Below are 20,418 nucleotides of genomic sequence, written 5' to 3'. Positions count from 1 at the left end.
CGGCCGCATCATTTGAAGGTGACGCTCACGGTGGGATCGCCGGGCAGCCCGGAATATTGCGCGGTCGCGCCGCCCTTGCCCTTGACCGGTGGCACCAGCGGGCCGAACGAGCCGACCGAGACCAGATCACCGGCTTTCAGCGTAACCCCCTTGGACATCAGCCAGATCGCGGAATTGACCGGGTGCCCAAGCACCGCCGCACCGGGCACCTCGGCCAGCACCTCGCCATCCGCGGCGCGCAGTGACACGGTCATTTCTTTGAGGGCCATATGCATGGCATCTGGATCGGTGACCGGAATATCGGCCCCCATCACGCCCAGTTTCGGAGCCACGGCGATCGCCGTGAGGGTGACACCGGTGATCGGCTCGCCCTCGGCCACGGTCAGGTCGGGCAGTTCGATGAACGGGCGGATGGCCGAGATATGCGCCATGGCTTGCTCGGAGGTGGTGGCGTCGTTGATTGCATCGCTGCCAACCACCAGCAGAAGGTCGGCCTCGAAGACCGGGCGTGCGCCCCATGTCTCGGGCACCTCTGCGCCGTCCTGCAGCATCATGTCGCGAAACAGCACGCCCTGCACCGGTTCGCTCACGCCGAAACGGTCCTGTGCGGGTTTGCTTGTCAGGCCCGCCTTGTAACCCACCACCGGTCCCAGATGTTCGGCCAGCGCGGTGACCAGCTTGGCCTGGGTGCACAGGGCATCCGCCATGCTGCCCCCCGCCGACAGGGCCCTGGTCGGGGTATTGCTGGTGTAATCCGCCACATAGGTCTCGATCTGGGCATCGGTGGCACAGTCTGCCGCCGCCGCACCGCCAAGGCAGATCAGGCAGAGCGCCAGGCCTGGTTTGAGTGTCATGGTCGTGTCCTCCCGGTTGTTTCTGCGTTCTGCTCCAGCCTGACCGTCACCCGGTCGGATTGACCGGCCCCGTCAACGACAACCAGTGTTGAGTACCCGGCTCCTGGGCTGGGGATGTCAAATTCGTTGCGGCGCAGCCCCTTGGCGACCGGTTGTCCGTTGGCCAGTACCAGATAGGGCGCAAGCCCGCCGCGCACCTTGAGCGTAACAGTTTCCCCGACACTGTCCAGAATGGCGCCATCCGGCGGAAACAGCAGCCTTGGCGCATCCTGCGGCGTGACAGGTCCGCCGCCGCGCGGGCGGAAACGTTGCAGCGGTTGCGGCAGGCCCGCGGCCCCGGTGATCAGCGTTGAGGGCGGCGGGGCGGGCAGGGGGGCGAAACCGGGTTTCATCCGGGCAAAGGCCTGGAACAGCACCGGCGCGGCCAGATCGCCGCCAAAGGCGCCCGGGACCGGCGTGCCATCCGCGCGGCCCAGCCAAACACCAATCACATGTTCCCCGTCATAGCCGATCGCCCAGGCATCGCGATGCCCGTAGGAGGTGCCGGTCTTGTAGGCCAGTACCCCGCGCGGAGCACCCGGCGGCGGGGCAATACCGGCCAGGACATTGCTCACCTGCCACGCGGCGACCCGCGACATGGTTCTGGCGGTCTGAGTCGCGGGGGCGTGCAGGTCGCTGTGCAGCCGCGGCCCCGTGCCGCCCCGGGCAAGTGTCGCGTAGAGTTGAACAAGGTCCCGCAAGCTGAGTCCGACCCCGCCAAGCGCAACCGCCAGCCCGGCCTTGCCCCCCGGTAATCGCGCATCGGCCCCGGCGCGCGACAGCGCATCCATTACCCGCGCGGGGCCAAGTTCATTGGTCAGCTTGACCACCGGGATATTCAGGGAGAGGTGCAATGCCTCGCGCACCCGGATATCGCCACGGAACAACCCGTCGAAATTGCGCGGCGCATAGCGGCCGAACTGCACCGGGCCATCATGGATCAGCGTTTCCGGATGCGCCAGCCCCTGGTCGAATGCCAGCCCGTAGACCAGCGGCTTGAGGGTCGAGCCCGGCGAACGCACGGCACGGGTCATGTCGACAAAGCCCTGCCGTCCGTTGTCGCCGCCATATCGTGGCGAGCCGACCGAGGCGAGGATTTCCCCGTTCCGGTGATCCGCCGCGATCAGGGCCGCCGAAATCCGGGGCCCCGCCCGTCTCGCGGCATCGGCAAGGAGTTTTTCAGACGCGGCTTGCAGGCGGGCATCTATGGTCGTTGCGTGGTGCTGCTGCTCGGGCGTACCGGCGCGCACCCGGTCGGCAAGATGCGCGGCAAGCGCGGGAAAGGGGCGCATGCGGTCGGGCACCTTGGCGCGCCGTGCCGAAGCCGCGGTATCGGTGGCGATGATCCCGGCTGCCGCCATGCGGCTCAGAACCCGGTCACGTGCCGCCGTTGCGACCAAGGGGTGCCGGTCGGGGCGCCGGGCCTCGGGCGCTTGTGGCAAGGCGACCAGCAACGCCGCTTGCGCCGGTGTCAGACGGCGCGGTTCCTTGCCGAACCACGCAAGGCTCGCGGCGCGGATGCCTTCGAGATTGCCGCCAAAGGGCGCATGGGTCAGGTATAGCGACAGGACCTGATCCTTGGTCAGGCGGCGCTCCAGCGCCAGCGCCAGCCGGATCTGGCGCAGCTTGCCCGCCCAGCGACCGGTGCTGCCATCCTCGATCAGCCGGGCAACCTGCATCGTCAGGGTCGAGCCCCCGGATACCGCCCGCCCATGCCGGGCTGCCTGGGCAATGGCCCTCAGCATCGCCAGCGGATCGACGCCGTGATGATGCCAAAAGCGCTTGTCCTCGTAGCGCAGGAGCATGTCCAGATAACTGCCATCGACCGCCGACAACCTGGGCCTCAGCCGCCAGATGCCGTCGCCGACCGTATAGGCCCGCAACAACACGCCACCGCGATCACGGATCTCGACCGAGGTTTCCGTCAATGTCTGGGGCAGGTCGGTGGCGTCGACCCAACGGTCAAACCCGTCCCGCCCGGCGGCAAGGGCGAACAGGGCCGCGACCAGAGCAAAGAGCGCCCGGTGCACGGTCATCTGACGATCACCCGGCCGGTTTCGGTGCGTGCGCGGAACCGGGGTCGGTACATGTCTTCGACCGATGCGGCCGGGTGATGAAACGCACCGGGCGTGACCGCCCGTGCCACATAGGCCAATGTCACCGGGCCGGCGCTGTGCATGTCCACGGCGGCAAGGAACTGGTCGCTGCGAAACTCGGCATGGGTGGTCTTTGACGGCGACAGCCAGTCGAGCGCAGCCACATCGCCCGCGCGCAGCAGGTTGGGGTTGTCGATCTCGACACCGGCGGGCAGGGGATCGACGATCATCAACCGCGCGGCGGAGTCCTCGAAGGGATCAACCCGCAGCACGGTCACGAAACGGTCGCCAACCGCCAGGTTTCCCGGGTCCAGCGGCGTGCCATCCATCGTGAAGTGGCTGCGGGCAATCGCATAGCCGGTGCCACCCGCCGGGGGCGGGGTCCGAGGGATGCCCAGCGTTGTCAGCGTGACCTCGGTATCGTGCCCGCTGGCGGCGGTGATGGTCATGCCGGGTTGCGCGGCCTCATTGCCCAGCACCTGCACAAAGGGCCCCGACACCGGAGCGCCATCGACGCGCAGCCCGGATTGCTCGGGCGTTGCGATCAGTGCCTGCGCCGCCAGCAGGGTCCACGCGGCCTCTTGCGTGGATAGTTGCGCATCGGCGTTGCTCACGCGCCGGGCCAGCCCGGTGAGATCGACGGCTTGGCTCCCGGCGTCCGCCGCGAGGGCCAGCACACCGGCGGCGTCGCGCAGGTCGGTGCCATAATCGGCGCGCCACAGCAGCGGATTGCCCGGGCCGGTCCCGAGCTTGCGGGCGGCCCTGGCGAACATCGCATCGGCCCGGGGCTGGTCACCGTAAAGGGCGAGGGCCGCGCCAAGCTGTGCCGCCGCCAATGGTGTCGCAAAGGCGTCACCCTTGACATCGGCATAGTATCGCAGGTCTCCCATCTCGGCCTGACCCTCGCGGGCCAGCACCATCAGCGCGTAGGCGATATCTTCGCCGCCATTGTCGAATTCCGGCGCATAGTTGATCCGGTTGCGCAGGTTGTCCAAGGCCAGCCGAAAGGCCCGGTCGGGCACCGCGTGGCCCTGAATACGGGCGCGCCCCAGAAAGTCGGACACATAGGCATCCAGCCAGAAATCCCCTGACCCGGCCTGCCATAGCCCAAAGGCGCCATTGCTGCTCTGGCGGGTAAGGATGCGCGAAATCGCCGCCGTGATCCGCGCGTCGATATCGGGGCCGCTGCCCAGTCCGGTGGCCTGTGCGACCGAGGACAGGTAGAGCAAGGGCAGCGCCTGTGACGTCACCTGTTCGGTGCAGCCATAGGGGTATCGATCCAGCGTTGCCAGCAGGCCCGGCGCGTCGAAACGGGCGAGCGGCCCGGCTGACAGGATCGCCGTACCGGTCCCCGCGCGCAGGTTGGCAAAGACGTCGCCGCCAAATTCAAAGCTCTGGCCCGAGGCCAGTGAAAACCGCCGGGTCCGTGCGATGACCGGATCGCTGGCGCGGATCGGCAGGGTCAGCTCCTGGCGCAACTCGCGCCCGTCCGGCAATGTCAGGGTCACGTTGATCGCGGCATCCCCAACGGCGCGCGCCGCGAGCGGGACCTCAAAGGCGGTCCTGTCATCGCGGGCGAGCGTGAATGTACCGGGGCCGTCGCCGATCTCCAACGCGGTATCCCCCGTGGTTACGGCAAGATGCATGTCCCCGGCGGGGCCATCGGCGTGGGTGACATCAAGGCGAATGCGGCTGGTGTCGCCGGGTGCAAGGAAATTGGGCAGCGTTGCGGTGACAACCACCGGATCGCGCACCAGCAGGTCTCTTTGCGCCTGTCCGACCGCGGTGCGCGACCAGGCAACCGCCATCAGCCGCACGGTGCCGTTGAAGGCGGGCAGGTCCAGATCGACATGGGCCTCGCCATCCGGGCCGACGCGGACCGGTCCGGAAAAGACGGCCATCAGCGCCTGTGTCGGGGGCGGCGATTGCAGGCGCAGGCCCGCGCCGCTGTCACCGCCAGAGCGCACCGTGCCCAGTGCTCCGTTCATGCCATCGATCAACCGGCCATAGATGTCGCGCAATTCCATGCCAAGCCGGCGTTGTCCGAAGAAATGCCCCGTGGGATCGGGGCTCTGAAAGCCCGTGAGGTTGAGAATCCCAAGATCGACCGCCGCGAGAGTCAGCCAGACCTCGTCCTCGGAGGCGGCCCCGTCAACGGTGATCCGCGTGCGATGGGTCTGGCGTGGGGCGAGGGTTTGCGGCGTGTCGATGGTGACGTTCAAGAGCTTGGCCGCCGGGTCGATGGCCGCATGGGCCAGCCCGATGGCGCGGGACGGGTTGCGTCCGCCGGGCACATCCATCGGGCGCAGCACCGTGGCGGTGACATAGGCACCGCTGCCCCAGTCGGCTGTGACCTTCAGGGGGATGACGGTTTCGCCCGCTCCGACCTCGACGGCCTCGCGGTGGATCACCCGGTTGGACATCACCGTGATCAGAGCCGTGCCCGCTGCCTTTGGAACGATGCGCAGCCGCGCCGTGTCGCCCGGGCGATAGCTCTCGCGATCCAGCGACAGGTCGAGCCGGTCCGGTGACGAGAGCGCATCGTCCGGCGCGTACCATCCGGCGGAGAACCCCAGCGACGCCGCCGCATAGGGGCCATCCCTGCGCTCGACAACCAGTTCATATTCGCCCCATTGCACCGGGTGGGACAGGGTGATCGGCCCGTCCAGCGTGGCCTCACCGGTGGCGATACGGGTGCGGCGGGTGGTCGGTTCCCAGTTCCAGTTGCCATAAAGCTGATACCATTGATACCGGGTTTCGATACGGTTCAGGCTCCAGCGCACCTCCATCGGGCCGGGCGTCAGGCCGGGCAACAGGCCGACGACGTCGAACGCGGCCTCGCCGCCCTCGGCAACCACATCGTCAAACAGCGGCTTGATGCCGATCACCGCGCCCGCGGGGTGCACCGGCGCGGTGATCTGGCGTTCGACCGGACGCGCGCCACCATCCGCGAGCCGGGCCGTCACAACAAGCTGCATGGGTTGGTCCGGATTTGCCGTTTCCGGGAGGTTCAGCGCGATGACCGCCGCGCCCTGAGCATCGGTGCGCTGGTCGCCGAACACGCTGCTGACCGGGTCGCCGGGGGCGTCGTGGCGGCCAAAGCGATAGCCCGGCCAGCTGCCGATTTCCGTCACCGGGCGCAGGCTGGCCTGTCCCTCGATGCTCAGGTCGGAACCCGGCGCGCCAAAGAGATAGCGCGCATCGATCGTCAGGTTGGGCGTGTCGCCGCTCTTCAGGGGGGCGGGCGAGAGGGCGAGATCGAAGTCGATGCGTTCCGGCAGGAAATCCTCGACCAGGACCGGCTGGCTGGCCAGCGCGGGTGCATCGGGATCGCCCTTGATCTCGACCCGCCAGGTGCCGCGCGGCGCGTCGGGTGCCACCGGCAGGGAAAACACGTGGCCACCCGCGACACCGCCATTTGATACGCGGCGGGCATAGTCCACCCCATCGGGCCGCGACAGGATCAGCGTGAGAGGCAGGTCATCTATCGCTGCTCCCTTGCCATCACGCGCGAGCGCGGTGACATGGATGGTTTCGCCGGCGCGATAGGCACCCCGGTCGGTGCTTAGAAAAACATCGACCGGACCGGCGGGCGCGCGGCCTTCGACACCGCGATCCGACAGGTCAAAGGCCGGATCGGTCAGCGACAGGAATCCGATATCCCCCTGGGCATCCGTGGCGAGGATCAGGGCCGGGGCCGCACCGCCCGTGCCCCGTGTCAGCCCGGCCCCGAACCGGGCATGGCCCTGGGCATCGGACGTCGTGCGCCCGAGCACCGCGTTGGCGCGGGATATCAGCGTAACCTCGACATCGGCGCGGGCGGCGGCATCGGACAAGCCCCGCAGGATCACGTGCAACCCGTCGCTGCCCGACATGCTGCTGATGCCCATATCCGAGCGCAGGAACCATTGCGTGGCCCCGGGATCGTCATGCGGATCGGCTCCGGGAATGCGCGCCGACAGGGCATAGATGCCCGGCGGCTGGTCCGCAATCGCCACATCGATGGGCAGGCGCGTGGTCATGTCACGGTTGAGCGTGTTGCCCACCTCGGCGTTGCCGGTCCAGACTTCCTGGGCGATATCGGCGGCAAAGGCGCGGTCCTGCCATTGCGACAGGGGACGCCCGAAATAACCATCCTGCACCGCGCGCAGCAGGTTCCGGTCGCTGACCCGCCGCAGGCGCAGGTCGAGCCTTGTGACATTCACGGTTTCAACCGGCAGCGCGGCCTCGGCGGTGCTGGGCAGGACATAGTTGCGCCCGGGAAAGCGAACCGAAGGCGCGCGGTCGCGCACGTAGTGGGTCAGTTCGACATCCCTGAACAGCGTTTCACCGCTGGCCGCGGGCAACCCGGCGCGCAGGGTCAGCCGATAGCGCGTGCCATGCTCTACCCCGTCGAGACAGAGTTGCGTGCCCTCTGCCTGTACCGCCAACCCGGATTGGGAGCGGCGCACATAGCGGTCGTAATCGACCCCGGCCGCCGACAGGGGTTCGGAGAATTGGGCACAGATGCGGGGATTGGCCGAATCGCTCTCGACCGTGCTGTCGATGATGCGGAACCCGTGCCTCGCAATGGCCCGTTCCAGTGCCCGCGCGATGGTGTCGTCAGGGTGCAGGCTCTGTGCCAGCCTGAGCGCCGGGATCATGTCACGGCCCCGCCCGGCGCGCTCCAGCGCCTCGGACAGGATCAGCAGCGCACGAGCCTGCCCGGCGTCGTCTGTGGCCCGCAGATAGCCGTTCAGCGCGGCGCTGAGGGCGCGGTTGGCACGGGCACGGGCCTCGCGGCTGGTCCCGGTGTCAATGGCCAGCAGGAAACGCGCATAGCCGCTCCAGTCCGCGGCCCGGTCGGCAAGCGACACGGACATCGCCGCAAGCTGGGCGGCCTGTGCCGGGTTGCCCTGGGCCATGCGTTGGGCCGCGACCCCCGGCAGAGCCTCCGCATCCTGTCCGCCCGCCGGATGGCGCAGGCCAAGCGTGCGGGCCTGCTCCACGGCCTGTGCCCAGTCATCCCCGACAAGAAAGCCTGCGGCCGCACGACGGCGTTCGGCGCGCGCAACCCGTGCCGGATCAGCATCGATTCGGATTGCCGAAAGCGCGCCCTGATAGGCGCGTTGCTCGCTGACTTGTCGCTTGGGGAAACAGGCGTTCGAGCGCGCGTTATAGGTAAAGGCGGCGCAATCCGGCCGGGCCGAACAGGCGCGGACACAGCTTTGCAGATCGCTGTCAAAAAGCGGGTCGAGATCGGCACCGTAAAAATCCATGTCCGGCGTGGCGACATAGCGGAACTCCGGGACAGGTTGTTGCGCCATCGCGCCCGTCGCAGCCGCAAGCCATAGCAGAAAAACGATTTTTCCCCAACGCCACAGGTGTCGCATAGGTCTCTCCCGCTGTTTCACACAGGGTGGCATGCCGGGGCGGAGGCTGGCAACGATTCCCCCGGGCTGCGCCGGTCTTAAACAGTTGTTTACCGCGTTGGCGGATGGTGGCCGAAACTGCCCGTTCAGGGCCCGTTGCGGAGCCTTGCAAGCATGAGCCTTGCCAACAAACTTGCCGATGAAAGGCGGTCGCGTCTTGCTGCCGAACGCCTGCTGGAACTCAAACAGGCGGAACTGACCGCCGCCAATCGCAAGCTGGGACGGCACGCCCTGGCCCTGACCCGCCAGATCGGCGAAACCCAGGCCGAGGTTGCAACGGTTCGCGACGAAAACGAAAAGGTGAAATCCGATCTCACCGTCGCCCATGAAAAGATCGAAATCGCCGAACGGCGGCTGTGGCATTCGATCCAGGCCATCCAGGACGGGTTTGCGTTCTTTGACGCGGATGACAAGCTGATCGGGGCGAATTCCGCCTATATCAACGCGTTTGACGGGCTTGAAGAGGTCGGGCCGGGCATCACGTACATGCGGATCTTGCAGATCCTGACCGACGAGGGTCTCGTCAACACCGAAGATCGACGCCCCGAGGAATGGCGCGCGATGATGGCCGAACGCTGGCTCCAACCCAGCCCGGAACCGATCATCATGCGGATGTGGAACAACCAGTATATCAAGCTGGTCGACCAGCGCGGGCATGATGGCGACATGGTCACGCTGGCGCTCAATATCACGTCGACGGTCAAGCACGAGGCACAGCTAAAAACCGCGCGCCGCCGTGCCGAGGCGGCCAACCGCGCAAAATCGGCGTTCCTGGCGAATATGAGCCACGAGATTCGCACGCCGATGAATGGTGTGGTGGGCATGGCCGACCTGCTGACCGATACGCCGCTGGATGATGAACAGCGGCTATATGTGAACACCATCAAGAGCTCGGGCGAGGCATTGCTGGTCATCATCAACGATGTGCTGGACTATTCCAAGATCGAGGCCGACAAGCTCAAGCTGCATCCCGAACCGTTTGATTTTGAACGCTGTGTGCATGACGTCTTGATGCTGTTGCAGCCGATCGCGCGGGACAAGGACCTGTCGCTGCTGGTGGATTACGACCTGTTCCTGCCAACCCAGTTTGTCGGCGATCCCGGGCGAATGCGGCAGGTGCTGACGAATCTCGTGGGGAATGCCCTGAAATTCACGTCGACGGGGCATGTGCTGATCCGGGTGACGGGTGTGCCGGACGAAAGCGAAGCCAGAAGCGCGATCCATGTGACCATCGAGGATACCGGAATCGGCATTCCGGCAGGCAAGGTCAATCACATTTTCGGCGAGTTCAACCAGGTCGAGGACGAGCGGAACCGACAGTTCGAAGGCACCGGACTGGGGCTGGCGATCACGCAACGGTTGATCAAGCTGATGGATGGTGAAATCTGGGTCGAGAGCGAAGAGGGCAAGGGCTCGTGCTTTGGATTTCGGATCACCCTGGAACAGGCCCAGCCCGCTGACGCCGGTCCGCCCATATTGCCGGGCAAGCTGGGCAAGGTGCTGATCGTCGACGATCAGGATACCAACCGTGCGGTGCTGGACAAGCAGTTGAGCCAGCTTGGTTGGCAGGTCACCTGCTGCGGTTCGGGCGAAGAGGCGATGGCGCATATGTCGGATGAGGTCGATCTTGTGCTCAGCGATCACAACATGCCCGGCATGGACGGTCTGGAACTGGTCGAGGCGATCCGTGCCGCCGGCTGGAACGACGTGCCTTTCCTGCTGCTCAGCACCAATGCGAGCTTTGCGCAGAATGACCCGGCGTTCCGGCATGTACAGGGGTTGCTGCAAAAGCCCTATCCGCGACAGGATCTCTATGCGGCCCTTGCGGCGCTCAACAAGGACGAGGACAAGGCGGCGCAGATCGAACCCGATCCGGCGGAGGATCAGCTTGCCATGGTGCTGCCAAGCCCGAATGACGGTCGCCGCTTGCACATCGTTCCCCAACCGGAATCCGAGCGAGAGCCAACCGAGACACCTTCGGAGGGGGCGGAGGAAACCGCGCCGGCTTCCGAACCGCCCGCGCAAGCTTCGGAGCCGCGCCAGATGCGGGTCCTGGCAGCGGAGGACAACAAGACCAACCAGCTGGTGCTGGGCAAGATGGTCAAGGACCTGAACATCGACCTGCGGTTTGCCAACAATGGCATCGAAGCGGTCGAGGCGTTTAGCGATTTTTCGCCGGACATGATCTTCATGGACATCTCGATGCCCAAGATGGATGGCAAGGAGGCGGCACAGCAGATCCGCAAGCTGGAACAGGACAAGGGCGGGCATGTGCCGATCATCGCGCTGACCGCACATGCGATGGACGGGGATGCCGACGGGATCCTGTCGGCGGGGCTCGACCATTACATGACCAAACCCTTGCGCAAGGCGGCGATTCAGGAACAGGTCGAGAAACACTGCCCCGACGACGTGCGGCCTCCGGTCTGAGGGTCAGCCCTTGTTGTAGGGGCGGGTAAAGACCGGCCGGTCGGGCTCGGACAGCGCGGGCTGATACCGGTATCCGCCGCTATCGAAGGCGCGCAGCGCCTCGGGATCGGTCAGCCGGTTCTGCACGATATGGCGGGCCATTGCGCCGCGCGCCTTCTTGGCAAAGAAGCTGACGATCTTGGGTGTACCGGCCTTGTCTTCCATGAATACCGGCGTGATGACACGCAGGTTCAGCGCCTTGGGTGCGACGGCCCCGAAATATTCCTGGCTGGCGCAGTTCACGAGGATGTCGGTCTTGACCAGCTCGGCCTGCGCATTCAGCGCCTTTGACAGCTGGTCGCGCCAATAGTCATAGAGCGAATTGCCCCGGCGGGTCCTGAGCCTGCTGCCCATCTCGAGGCGATAGGGCTGGATGGCGTCCAGCGGGCGCAATACCCCGTAGAGTCCCGACAGGATGCGCAGATGATCCTGCGCCCAGGCCAGTTCATCGGCATCGAGCGACGCTGCCTCCAGCCCCTGATAGGTGTCCCCGGCAAAGGCCAGTGCGGCGGGCCGGGTCATGTCAGGGTCGGGGGCATCGGCGAAATCGCGGAACCGATCGCGGTTCAGGCGGGCGAGATCCGGGCTCAGGCTCATCAGCTTTTGCAGATCGCCCAGGGTCAGGTTGCGCGCGGTCCGGGCCAGCCGGATGGCGTCGTCCTGGAACGCGGGCGCGGTTGCATCGATGTTCCGCTCGGCCCAGTCCAGCCGCTTGGCCGGTGAAATCACGATCAGCATGTCATCTTCCTTTCCAGCGCCTACATCGCGGCGCGCAACACGTCGAGGAACGCCGCGCCGAACCGTTCGGCGCGCCGTTCGCCCAGCAACCGTTCCAGCCCGCTTGCGTCTTCGGGGCGCATCTGCGCCACCTTGGCAAGCTGTGATGCCGAGCAACTCAACGGCTTGTCGATGCCGTCGGCGCCCCGCGCCAGATCGGCCTGAACCGCAAGCAGCCGGTCATAGAGCGAACCGGCATCATGCCCGGCCAACCTGCGGCGGGCGGGGTGCACCGGGGTGCTGGCCCCGGTGATCACCTCAAGAAATGTCGCGCCATATCGTTCGAGTTTCTTGGCTCCGACACCCGAGATGCCCGCCATCGCGTCCAGGCTGTCGGGGCGGGTTTCCGCCATTTCGATCAGGGTGCGGTCGGTGAAAATGACATAGGCGGGCACACGCGCGGCCTCGGCCAGGGCGCGCCGCTTGGCCTTGAGCGCCGAGAGCAGCGGCGCGTCTTCGTCCGACACCAGCGTCTTGACAGCGGGCCGGCGGTCGGCCTTGCGAATGGTATCACGGCGCAGCTCGATCATGGCTTCTCCACGCAGGATCGGGCGCGCGGTTTCGGTCATGCGCAACGCGCCGTGCCGTTCGGGATCGGGCCGCACGAGGTCATGGCCCATCATCTGCCGGAACACCGCCTGCCACTGTCGCTTGTCATATTCCGTGCCGCAGCCATAGGTCGGCAGCTGGTCGTGACGGCGCGCGCGGATTTTGTCGGTGTCGGCCCCGGTCAGGATATCGATCAAATGCCCCGACCCGAACCATTCCTCGGTGCGCAGGATCGCGGACAGCGCCTTGCGAACCGCGGTGGTGCCATCGAACACGTCGGGCGGGGTGTCGCACAGATCGCAATGGCCGCAGGGGTCCGAGCTTTCGCCGAAATAGCCCAACAGCGTCTGGCGGCGGCATTTCAGCGCCTCGGCCAGCCCCAGGAGCGCGTTCAGACGGGCGTGATCGGCGCTGCGGCGTTCCGGCGGGGCAAGCCCTTCGTCGATCTGGGTGCGGCGCAGACGGATGTCATCGGGACCAAACAGCGTCATCGTCTCGGCCGGTGCGCCATCGCGGCCGGCGCGGCCGATCTCCTGATAGTAGGCCTCGATGCTCTTGGGGAGATCCGCATGGGCGACCCAGCGGATATCGGGCTTGTCGATCCCCATGCCGAACGCCACGGTGGCCACCACGATCAGCCCGTCCTCGCGGGCAAAGCGGGTTTCGACGATCCGGCGATCCTCGGCCTCCATGCCCCCGTGGTAGTGACAGGCGCTGTGGCCGTCGTCGCGCAGCGCCTTGGCCAGCCCCTCGGTCTTGGCGCGGGTTCCGCAATAGACGATCCCGGATTGCCCGCGCCGGGCGGCGGCGAAATCCAGCACCTGACGGCGCGGGCTGTTCTTGGCGGCAAAGGCAAGGTGGATGTTGGGCCGGTCGAACCCCCGCAGGAAACTGCGCGGGGGCGTGCCGTCAAACAGCTTGTGGACGATCTCTTCGCGGGTTTCGGCATCCGCCGTCGCGGTAAAGGCAGCCAGCGGCACGTTCAGGGCGCGGCGCAATTCTCCGATGCGCAGATAGTCGGGGCGGAAATCGTGACCCCATTGGCTGACGCAATGGGCCTCGTCCACGGCGATCAGGCTGACGCCAACACGCCGCAGCATCCCCAGTGCCGCGCCGCTCGCCAGCCGTTCCGGTGCCATGTAAAGCAGTTTCAGCTCGCCACGTTCAAGTGCCGCCCAGACCGCGTCGGTTTCCTCGGGCGTGTTGCCGGAGGTCAGCGCGCCGGCGCTTACCCCGGCCTCTTGCAGGGCGCGCACCTGGTCGCGCATCAGGGCAATCAGTGGCGAGATCACCACCGTCACCCCCGCGCGGCACAGGGCGGGAAGCTGAAAACAGATCGATTTTCCGCCGCCCGTGGGCATGATGGCGAGGACGTTTTCCCCTGCCGTCACGGCCTCGACGATCTCGGCCTGACCCGGGCGAAACGCGTCAAATCCGAATATCTCGCGCAACAGCCGGTCCGCGTCGGACATGCGCTCTGCCTCACTCTTGGTCTTGTGCCTGCTCGTGGCGCGCAGTTTCACATATCAGGCCCCGGGGGACAAGGCGAAGCGCCGCGCATTCCTGGCGGATCAGTAGAAAGCAGCGGCGTTGTTGACCAGCACGATACGCAGGGCGAAAATCCCGAGCAGAACCACCAGCGGCGCGAGATCAAGCCCCGACATCGGCGGCAGCAGGCGACGCACGGGGCCATAGATCGGTTCGAGGATGCGTTGCAGCATCTGCCAGATTTGCGCGACCAGCGGCTGGTGCAGGTTCAGAACCTGAAAATTGATCAGCCAGCTCATGATGACATGGGCGATGATAAAGAACTGCACCACGTCAAGGATCAGCATCAGGATTTGAAATAGCGACTGCATGGGCGATCCTCTCTGGTTGCGCGCATCACCTATGCACAAGATCGCAAAAGCGCAACCCTGCCGCAGGGTTGTGGTTGACGCGGCGCGCGCCGGGGCGAATGAGGGGCGTAGCAAAAGGAGAGTGTCATGTTCCCCATCGTCCGCCTGATCAAGGACATGCTGATCGCGCGCAAACAGCCGCCATTGCCGCTGACCGGCACCCATGTGTCGCACCATATCTGCTGGCCCTGGGACCTGGACATGTGGCTCGAACTCAACAACGGGCGGGCCATGACGCTCTATGACCTTGGGCGCAGCATGACGGCGCAGCGTGTCGGGCTGATCAAGGTCATCACCGGGCAACGCTGGGGGCTGACCATGGCGGGCAGCACGGTGCGCTTTCGCCGCCGCATCCGGGGCTTTGAGAAATTCGAGATGCGCAGCCGCGCGGTGTGCTGGGACGAGAAATTCATCTATCTCGAACAATCCATGTGGAAGCGGAACGGCGAATGCGCCAGCCATGTGCTGTACCGCGCGGCGGTCACGAACAAGGAGGGGATTGTGCCCCCCGAACAGGTGCTTGCGCATATGAAGATGCCCGACGCCCGGTCCCCTGACATGCCCGACTGGATCGCCGCGTGGTGCCGGGCCGATGCAACGCGTCCGTGGCCGCCGATGCAGGATGCGCTTGATTGACGGGGAAAACACCTGTCATATCGCAGCAACAACGGGCGGGGCAGGCATGGCGGATATCTCGACGCGCAAGCGTATCTGGGGCTGGTGGTTCTTTGACTGGGCGAGCCAGCCCTATCACACGTTGCTGGTCACTTTCATCTTTGGCCCCTATTTCGCCAGCGTCGCCGCCGAACATTACCTTGCCGCCGGGCTGGATGGTCAGGCCGCGGATGCGCGGGCCCAGACGGTCTGGGCCTGGTGCCTGACGATCACCGGGCTGATCATCGGACTTGGCGCGCCGGTGATGGGGGCGCTGGCGGATACGACGGGGCGGCGCATTCCATGGATCGCCGGGTTTTCCGTGATGTATGTCGCCGGGGCCGCCGCGCTCTGGACGACCGCGCCGGACGGGTCGAACATGTGGTGGGGACTGATTGCCTTTGGCATTGGCTTTATCGGCGCGGAATATGCGCTGATCTTTATCAACTCGCAATTGCCGGACCTCGGGACCGACGCGGAAATCGGCGAAATCTCGGGCTCGGGATTTGCATTCGGATATCTGGGCGGTTTTGTTACGCTTTTGATCCTGCTGCTGTTTTTCGCCGAGCAGGGCAATGGCAAGACGATCCTCGGGCTTGATCCGCTCTTTGGGCTGGATGCGTCGCAGCGCGAAGGCACCCGTGCGGTCGGGCCGATCACCGCGCTGTGGTACGCGGTGTTCATGGTGCCCTATTTCATGTGGATGCGCGATCCACCGGCCAGGGGGCGGCGCGGCAAGGTTTCGGATGCGTTTTCCAATCTCGGGCGGCTGGTGCGCAGCCTTGGCCAACGGCTCAGCCTGTCGGCCTATCTCGGTTCGTCGATGTTCTATCGCGACGCGCTGAACGGGCTTTACGGTTTTGGCGGTGTCTATGCCGGGCTGGTGCTCGACTGGGAAGTGACGCAAATCGGCATCTTCGGGATCATGGCGCTGATTTCCTCGGTGATCTTCAGCTATTTCGGCGGCAAGGCGGATAGCCGGCTGGGTCCCAAACCGGTCATCATCGGTTCGATCTGGGTGCTGATCGCGGTCTGCGTGGTGATCATCAGCATGTCGCGGACGCAGTTCTTTGGCATTCCACTGTCCGAAGGGTCGAGCCTGCCGGATATCGTGTTCTTTGGCTGCGGGGTGCTGATCGGGGGCATGGGCGGCGTCGTGCAATCGGCCAGCCGCAGCCTGATGGTACGCCATTCCGACCCCGCGTCGCCGACCGAGTATTTCGGCCTTTACGGCCTGTCCGGACGCGCCACCGCATTCATCGCACCCTCGATGATCGGGATCGTCACCGCCTGGACAGGCAATGCGCGCCTGGGCATTTCGCCGGTGATTGCGCTCTTTCTTGTCGGGCTTGTTCTGCTAATCTGGGTAAAACCCGAGGGAGATCAAACCGAATGACCTATGCGCGTGTCATGGCCGCTCTTCTGGGCATCGTTCTGGCCTTGCCGGTCGGGGCCGAGCAATTGGCCAAGCAACTGTTCGGAGCCAAGTCGAGTAGTTCCCGACAGGCACCCGCCTCCTATGGCAGCTATGCTAAGGGATGTGTCGCCGGGGCGGTGCAACTGCCGGAAACCGGGCCGACCTGGCAGGCGATGCGCCTGTCGCGCAATCGCAACTGGGGGCATCCGGAAACCATCGATTTCATCAAGAAACTCAGCGGATTCGCGGCGCAGCAACCGGGGTGGAACGGGCTCTATATCGGCGACATAAGCCAGCCCCGCGGCGGGCCGATGACGTCGGGGCACCGCAGCCACCAGATCGGGTTGGATATCGACATCTGGATGTTGCCGACCTCGCGGTTGAACCTGTCGCAACGCAAGCGCGAGAATATCTCGTCGATTTCCATGCAGCGGGCCAACGGGGCCTATGTCAACGGCAGCTGGAGCCGGGCGCATCACGAGATCATCCGCGCGGCGGCGCGTGATCCCCGCGTGGCGCGGATTTTCGTGTTCCCCGGTGCCAAGGTCCAGATGTGCAAGGACAACAAGGGCAGCCGCCGCTGGCTGCGCAAAGTGCGCCCGTGGTGGGGGCATCACTATCATTTCCACGTGCGGTTGTCCTGTCCCAAGGGGGCTGCGGGCTGTGTGAACCAGAACCCGCCCCCGCGCGGAGACGGATGCGCCGAGGCGCAGCAATGGGTGAACAACATCCTGAACCCGCCCCCGCCCCAGCCGCGGGATCCGAACGCGCCGAAACCACAGCCGCGGCGTGAATATTACCTCGCCGACCTGCCCCAGCAATGCACCTCGGTTCTGCGCTCCAACTGATCCTGGCCCTGACTCTCGCCGCGTTTCCCGCCCGCTCTGACGAGGCGCGGGCCGTGTTTCTTGGCACGTTCGAATGGCAGCTGCCGCAGGACTGGTTCGGCGGTCTCTCGGGGATCGAACTGTCGGCGGATGGGCGGAGCATGACGGTGATGACGGATCGTGGCCGCCTGTTATATGGCGACATCCATCGACAGGATGGGCGGATCGGGTCGATCGAGCCGCTGCGCTCGGTCCGGCTGCGGGCGCATAACGGTGCCTTCCTGATCGGGCGGATCCGCGATTCCGAAGGGTTAGCGATTGCACCAGATGGCACCATCCATGTCTCGTTCGAGGGGGTGCATCGCGTCTCGCGCTATGATCGCCCGGACGCGCCCGCCTATGGCCTGCACAGGCCACAGGTCTTTCGTCAACTGCCCCTGAACGGCGGGCTGGAAGCGTTGGCGGTGGATGCTCAGGGACGCTTGCTGGCCTTGCCCGAGCGCGGTTTCGACGCCAATGGCGACATTCCGGTCTATCGCTGGCAGGACGGGGTTTGGACACAACCGTTCTGCCTGCCGAGTGATGGCGCGTTCCTGCCGGTCGGCGCGGATGTCGGACCCGATGGCCGGCTATACGTACTTGAACGGGCGTTCAACGTATTTGGCTTTCGCGCGCGGGTGCGCAGCTGGCGGCTTGTTGCGGACGGGGCGGTTGACGAGCAACTGCTGGTGCTGACCAAGACCGGAACCCATGACAACCTCGAGGGGATCGCGGTCTGGACCGATGCGCGGGGCCGTTTGCGCCTGACGATGGTGGCGGATGACAATTTCAAGTTCTTTCAGCGCACCGAGCTGGTGGAATATGTCCTGATCAATTGACTTGCCTTGCGCGCCACAAGGCGTTAGGGGCTGCCTGTTCGCCGGTGGGCGGGCCAAGTCGCCGCAACCTTGCTAAAACGGGCATCCAAATGACACGCGCACATCTTCCCGGCATTCTTGCCATGGCCGCCATCGTGGTGGCGTCGAATATTCTCGTCCAGTTCCTGTTTGGCCAATGGCTGACATGGGGGGCGTTCACCTATCCCTTTGCCTTTCTGATCACCGACCTGATGAACCGGATTTACGGCGCACAGGCGGCGCGCAAGGTTGTTCTGGCCGGGTTTGTCGTTGGCATCATCTGTTCGCTGGTCGGCACCCGGATCGTCGGCGAATTCGGACCTCTCGTGACCCTGCGGATCGCCCTTGGGTCGGGTATGGCGTTCCTGTGCGCGCAAATGCTGGATGTGGGCATTTTCTCGGCGCTGCGCGACGGGCGCTGGTGGCGCGCGCCGCTGGTGTCGACGCTGGTTGGCTCGTCGGTGGATACGGCGCTGTTCTTTACCATCGCGTTTTCCGCCTCTCTGGTCTGGATCGATCCGGCCAACGATGTGGCCTGGGCGAATGAAATGCTGCCCTTGCTGGGGGTTGGCCCGGTTGCGCCCCTGTGGATGTCGCTGGCGGTTGCGGACTGGATGGTCAAGCTCTCGCTGGCGCTGATTGCCCTGATCCCCTTCCGCCTGATTTCTGAGCGCTTCCGCGCGGTGGCCGTATCGCAGTGACGATTTTTCTTTGTGATTTCGAGAAGCCGTGGCACTCTGGGATCAACGTCAACAAAGGAAAAGGAGGTGATCCAGTGTCAAGAAAGGTATTGGAGCGAGGTGTCGGAACAGCTTGGGAGGTTGCCCGCTAAGGCAGCCCTTGGCGGATAGGCCGCCCAAGGCGATCTGGCAAAGGTCTGACCGACCCTGCCTCCGAATGACTTTCGAAGGGGCGTCCGAACCGACGGGCGTCCCTTTTCGATTCCGGTTTTTGATTTGTCGCGGAGCCTGTATTCAGGACATATGCTAAGGATCAACGAAGACATCACCATCCAGGATTGGGAACTGACCGAGAGTTTCATGCGCGCCTCGGGGCCGGGGGGGCAGAATGTGAACAAGGTCGCCACCGCCGTCGAGTTGCGTTTCGAGGCGGCGCGGTCGCCGTCCTTGGCCCCGGCGGTCAAAACCCGGTTGAAACGGCTGGCCGGGCGACGCTGGACCAAGGAGGGTGCACTGATCATCCAATGCGACGAAACCCGCAGCCAGGCGCGCAATCGCGACATCGCGCTTGATCGCCTTGCCGATCTGATCCGTCGCGCGCTCACCGCTCCGAAACGGCGCATTGCGACCAGGCCGACCAAGGGATCGGTGCGCCGCCGGCTCAAGGCCAAACGCGTACGCGGCGAGGTCAAGGCGCTGCGTGGATCGGTTCCGGACGAGTGATTTTGAGCTTTGCCGCGAATTGCTCTAGGGTGCCGCCGAACAGCGCAGGGATACGTTAACAGGCATGCAGACTGGCGGCGAAAATCATGCCCCGGCGGTGGGGCAAGGCGCGGGCATGACCCCCGGTAAGCGCAACCTGATCACCGATGTACCGGGGCTGCTGGTGGGCAATGCCCAGAACGCCACCTTGAAATCGGGCACCACCGTCTTGCTGGGCAAAGACCGGCTGACGGCGTCCTATTCTGTCATGGGCGGTGCCCCCGGCACCCGCGAGACCGATCTGCTTGAACCGGATAAGTCGGTGGAACAGGTCGATGCCATCGTTCTGTCGGGGGGATCGACCTATGGGCTGGATGCGGCCTCGGGCGTTGTGGCGGGCCTGCGCGAACAGGGGCGCGGATTTGCCTTGCTCAACCTGCGCATTCCGCTGGTGCCGGCGGCGATCATATTCGATCTGCTGAATGGCGGCGACAAGGACTGGACCGACAATCCCTATCCGGCGCTTGGCCGCGCGGCACTTGCCGATGCGCGTTGCGATTTCGCGCTTGGCAGCGTCGGGGCCGGGACCGGTGCGCTGACCGGGATGCTCAAGGGCGGGCTGGGCTCTGCCTCGCTGGTTCTGGAGAGCGGGGTGACGGTGGGGGCGTTGATCGCCGCCAATCCGGTCGGCAATGTCACGACCCCCGGCGAGCGGCATTTCTGGGCTGCGCCGTTCGAAGTGGGGGATGAGTTCGGTGGTCTTGGCCCGGACCCGCGCGGCGGGCTGGGTCGCGGCTTTGAGAGCCGCAAGGCCGGGGCCTTTGCACAGCTCGCGCATACCGCCATCGGGATTGTCGCCACCGATGCCAGCCTGACCAAGGCACAGGCCAAGCGAATGGCCACGGTTGCCCATGACGGGCTGGCGCGGGCCATCGTGCCGTCGCATATGCCCAGCGATGGCGACCTGATCTTTGCGGTGTCCACCAATGGCCGTGCCATGCGGGATCCCGACAGCGAGCTGCGCGACATCGGTCACGCGGCGGGCCTGTGTATCGCGCGGGCGGTTGCGCGGGCGGTCTATCACGCACGCCCCGCGCCGGGCGACCTGCTTCCCTGCTGGAGCGACGGGCAGACCTGACCCATGGCGCT

14 protein-coding genes are annotated in these 20,418 nt (G+C 65.5%); 8 read left to right on the top strand and 6 right to left on the bottom strand.

The window, feature by feature from the left end; genetic code table 11:
- Positions 1-8: 8 nt before the first annotated feature.
- Genes ACP15R_RS03940 through ACP15R_RS03930 form a run of 3 tightly spaced genes read right to left on the bottom strand, consistent with a single transcriptional unit; the run spans position 9 to position 8,295 of the window.
- Positions 9-854 (bottom strand): 2-keto-4-pentenoate hydratase, encoded by an 846-nt coding sequence (locus tag ACP15R_RS03940; protein WP_424985070.1) that lies wholly within the window; start codon positions 852-854, stop codon positions 9-11.
- Positions 851-2,929, bottom strand: a complete 2,079-nt coding sequence (gene pbpC, locus ACP15R_RS03935) for a penicillin-binding protein 1C (RefSeq protein ID WP_424985069.1) — start codon at positions 2,927-2,929, stop codon at positions 851-853. The genes ACP15R_RS03940 and pbpC overlap by 4 nt, the downstream gene beginning before the upstream one ends.
- Positions 2,926-8,295 carry an MG2 domain-containing protein gene (locus ACP15R_RS03930; RefSeq protein ID WP_424985068.1) on the bottom strand — a complete coding sequence of 1,790 codons (5,370 nt, stop codon included), beginning with the start codon at positions 8,293-8,295 and terminating at the stop codon, positions 2,926-2,928. Before ACP15R_RS03930 ends, pbpC begins: the two co-directional genes overlap by 4 nt.
- Before the next feature lie 219 nt (positions 8,296-8,514).
- Here ACP15R_RS03930 and ACP15R_RS03925 point away from each other — a divergent pair, with 219 nt between their 5' ends.
- Positions 8,515-10,830 carry a response regulator gene (locus ACP15R_RS03925; RefSeq protein WP_424985067.1) on the top strand — a complete coding sequence of 772 codons (2,316 nt, stop codon included), beginning with the start codon at positions 8,515-8,517 and terminating at the stop codon, positions 10,828-10,830.
- Between the two features lie 3 nt (positions 10,831-10,833).
- Here ACP15R_RS03925 and yaaA read toward each other — a convergent pair whose 3' ends face one another.
- From yaaA to ACP15R_RS03910, 3 genes are all read right to left on the bottom strand, one after another.
- On the bottom strand, positions 10,834-11,607 hold the full coding sequence (gene yaaA, locus ACP15R_RS03920) for a peroxide stress protein YaaA (protein ID WP_424985066.1): 774 nt from the start codon (positions 11,605-11,607) through the stop codon (positions 10,834-10,836).
- Positions 11,608-11,627: 20 nt separating this feature from the next.
- Entirely contained in the window at positions 11,628-13,667 is a 2,040-nt protein-coding gene (gene recQ / locus ACP15R_RS03915) for a DNA helicase RecQ (RefSeq protein ID WP_424985065.1), read from the bottom strand.
- Between the two features lie 99 nt (positions 13,668-13,766).
- Complete coding sequence (locus ACP15R_RS03910; RefSeq protein ID WP_424985063.1) at positions 13,767-14,054, bottom strand: YggT family protein; 288 nt, start codon at positions 14,052-14,054, stop codon at positions 13,767-13,769.
- A 126-nt stretch (positions 14,055-14,180) separates the two neighbouring features.
- Here ACP15R_RS03910 and ACP15R_RS03905 point away from each other — a divergent pair, with 126 nt between their 5' ends.
- From ACP15R_RS03905 to ACP15R_RS03875, 7 genes are all read left to right on the top strand, one after another.
- Positions 14,181-14,729 (top strand): thioesterase family protein, encoded by a 549-nt coding sequence (locus tag ACP15R_RS03905; RefSeq protein WP_424985062.1) that lies wholly within the window; start codon positions 14,181-14,183, stop codon positions 14,727-14,729.
- Positions 14,730-14,775: 46 nt separating this feature from the next.
- Positions 14,776-16,143, top strand: coding sequence for an MFS transporter (locus tag ACP15R_RS03900; protein WP_424985061.1), 1,368 nt, complete (start codon positions 14,776-14,778; stop codon positions 16,141-16,143).
- A complete protein-coding gene (gene mepA / locus ACP15R_RS03895; protein ID WP_424985060.1) occupies positions 16,140-17,012 on the top strand; it encodes a penicillin-insensitive murein endopeptidase in 873 nt (290 codons plus the stop codon). The genes ACP15R_RS03900 and mepA overlap by 4 nt, the downstream gene beginning before the upstream one ends.
- On the top strand, positions 16,985-17,869 hold the full coding sequence (locus tag ACP15R_RS03890; protein ID WP_424985059.1) for an esterase-like activity of phytase family protein: 885 nt from the start codon (positions 16,985-16,987) through the stop codon (positions 17,867-17,869). The genes mepA and ACP15R_RS03890 overlap by 28 nt, the downstream gene beginning before the upstream one ends.
- A gap of 89 nt (positions 17,870-17,958) precedes the next feature.
- A complete protein-coding gene (locus ACP15R_RS03885; protein ID WP_424985058.1) occupies positions 17,959-18,588 on the top strand; it encodes a queuosine precursor transporter in 630 nt (209 codons plus the stop codon).
- Between the two features lie 282 nt (positions 18,589-18,870).
- The gene (gene arfB, locus ACP15R_RS03880; protein WP_424985057.1) at positions 18,871-19,290 is read left to right on the top strand and encodes an alternative ribosome rescue aminoacyl-tRNA hydrolase ArfB; all 420 of its coding nucleotides are present in this window, start codon (positions 18,871-18,873) and stop codon (positions 19,288-19,290) included.
- A 115-nt stretch (positions 19,291-19,405) separates the two neighbouring features.
- Complete coding sequence (locus ACP15R_RS03875; protein WP_424985056.1) at positions 19,406-20,407, top strand: P1 family peptidase; 1,002 nt, start codon at positions 19,406-19,408, stop codon at positions 20,405-20,407.
- Positions 20,408-20,418 lie beyond the last annotated feature (11 nt).

It is taken from the genome of Microbulbifer sp. S227A (assembly GCF_049800935.1).
This window is presented reverse-complemented; position numbering and strand designations above follow the sequence as displayed.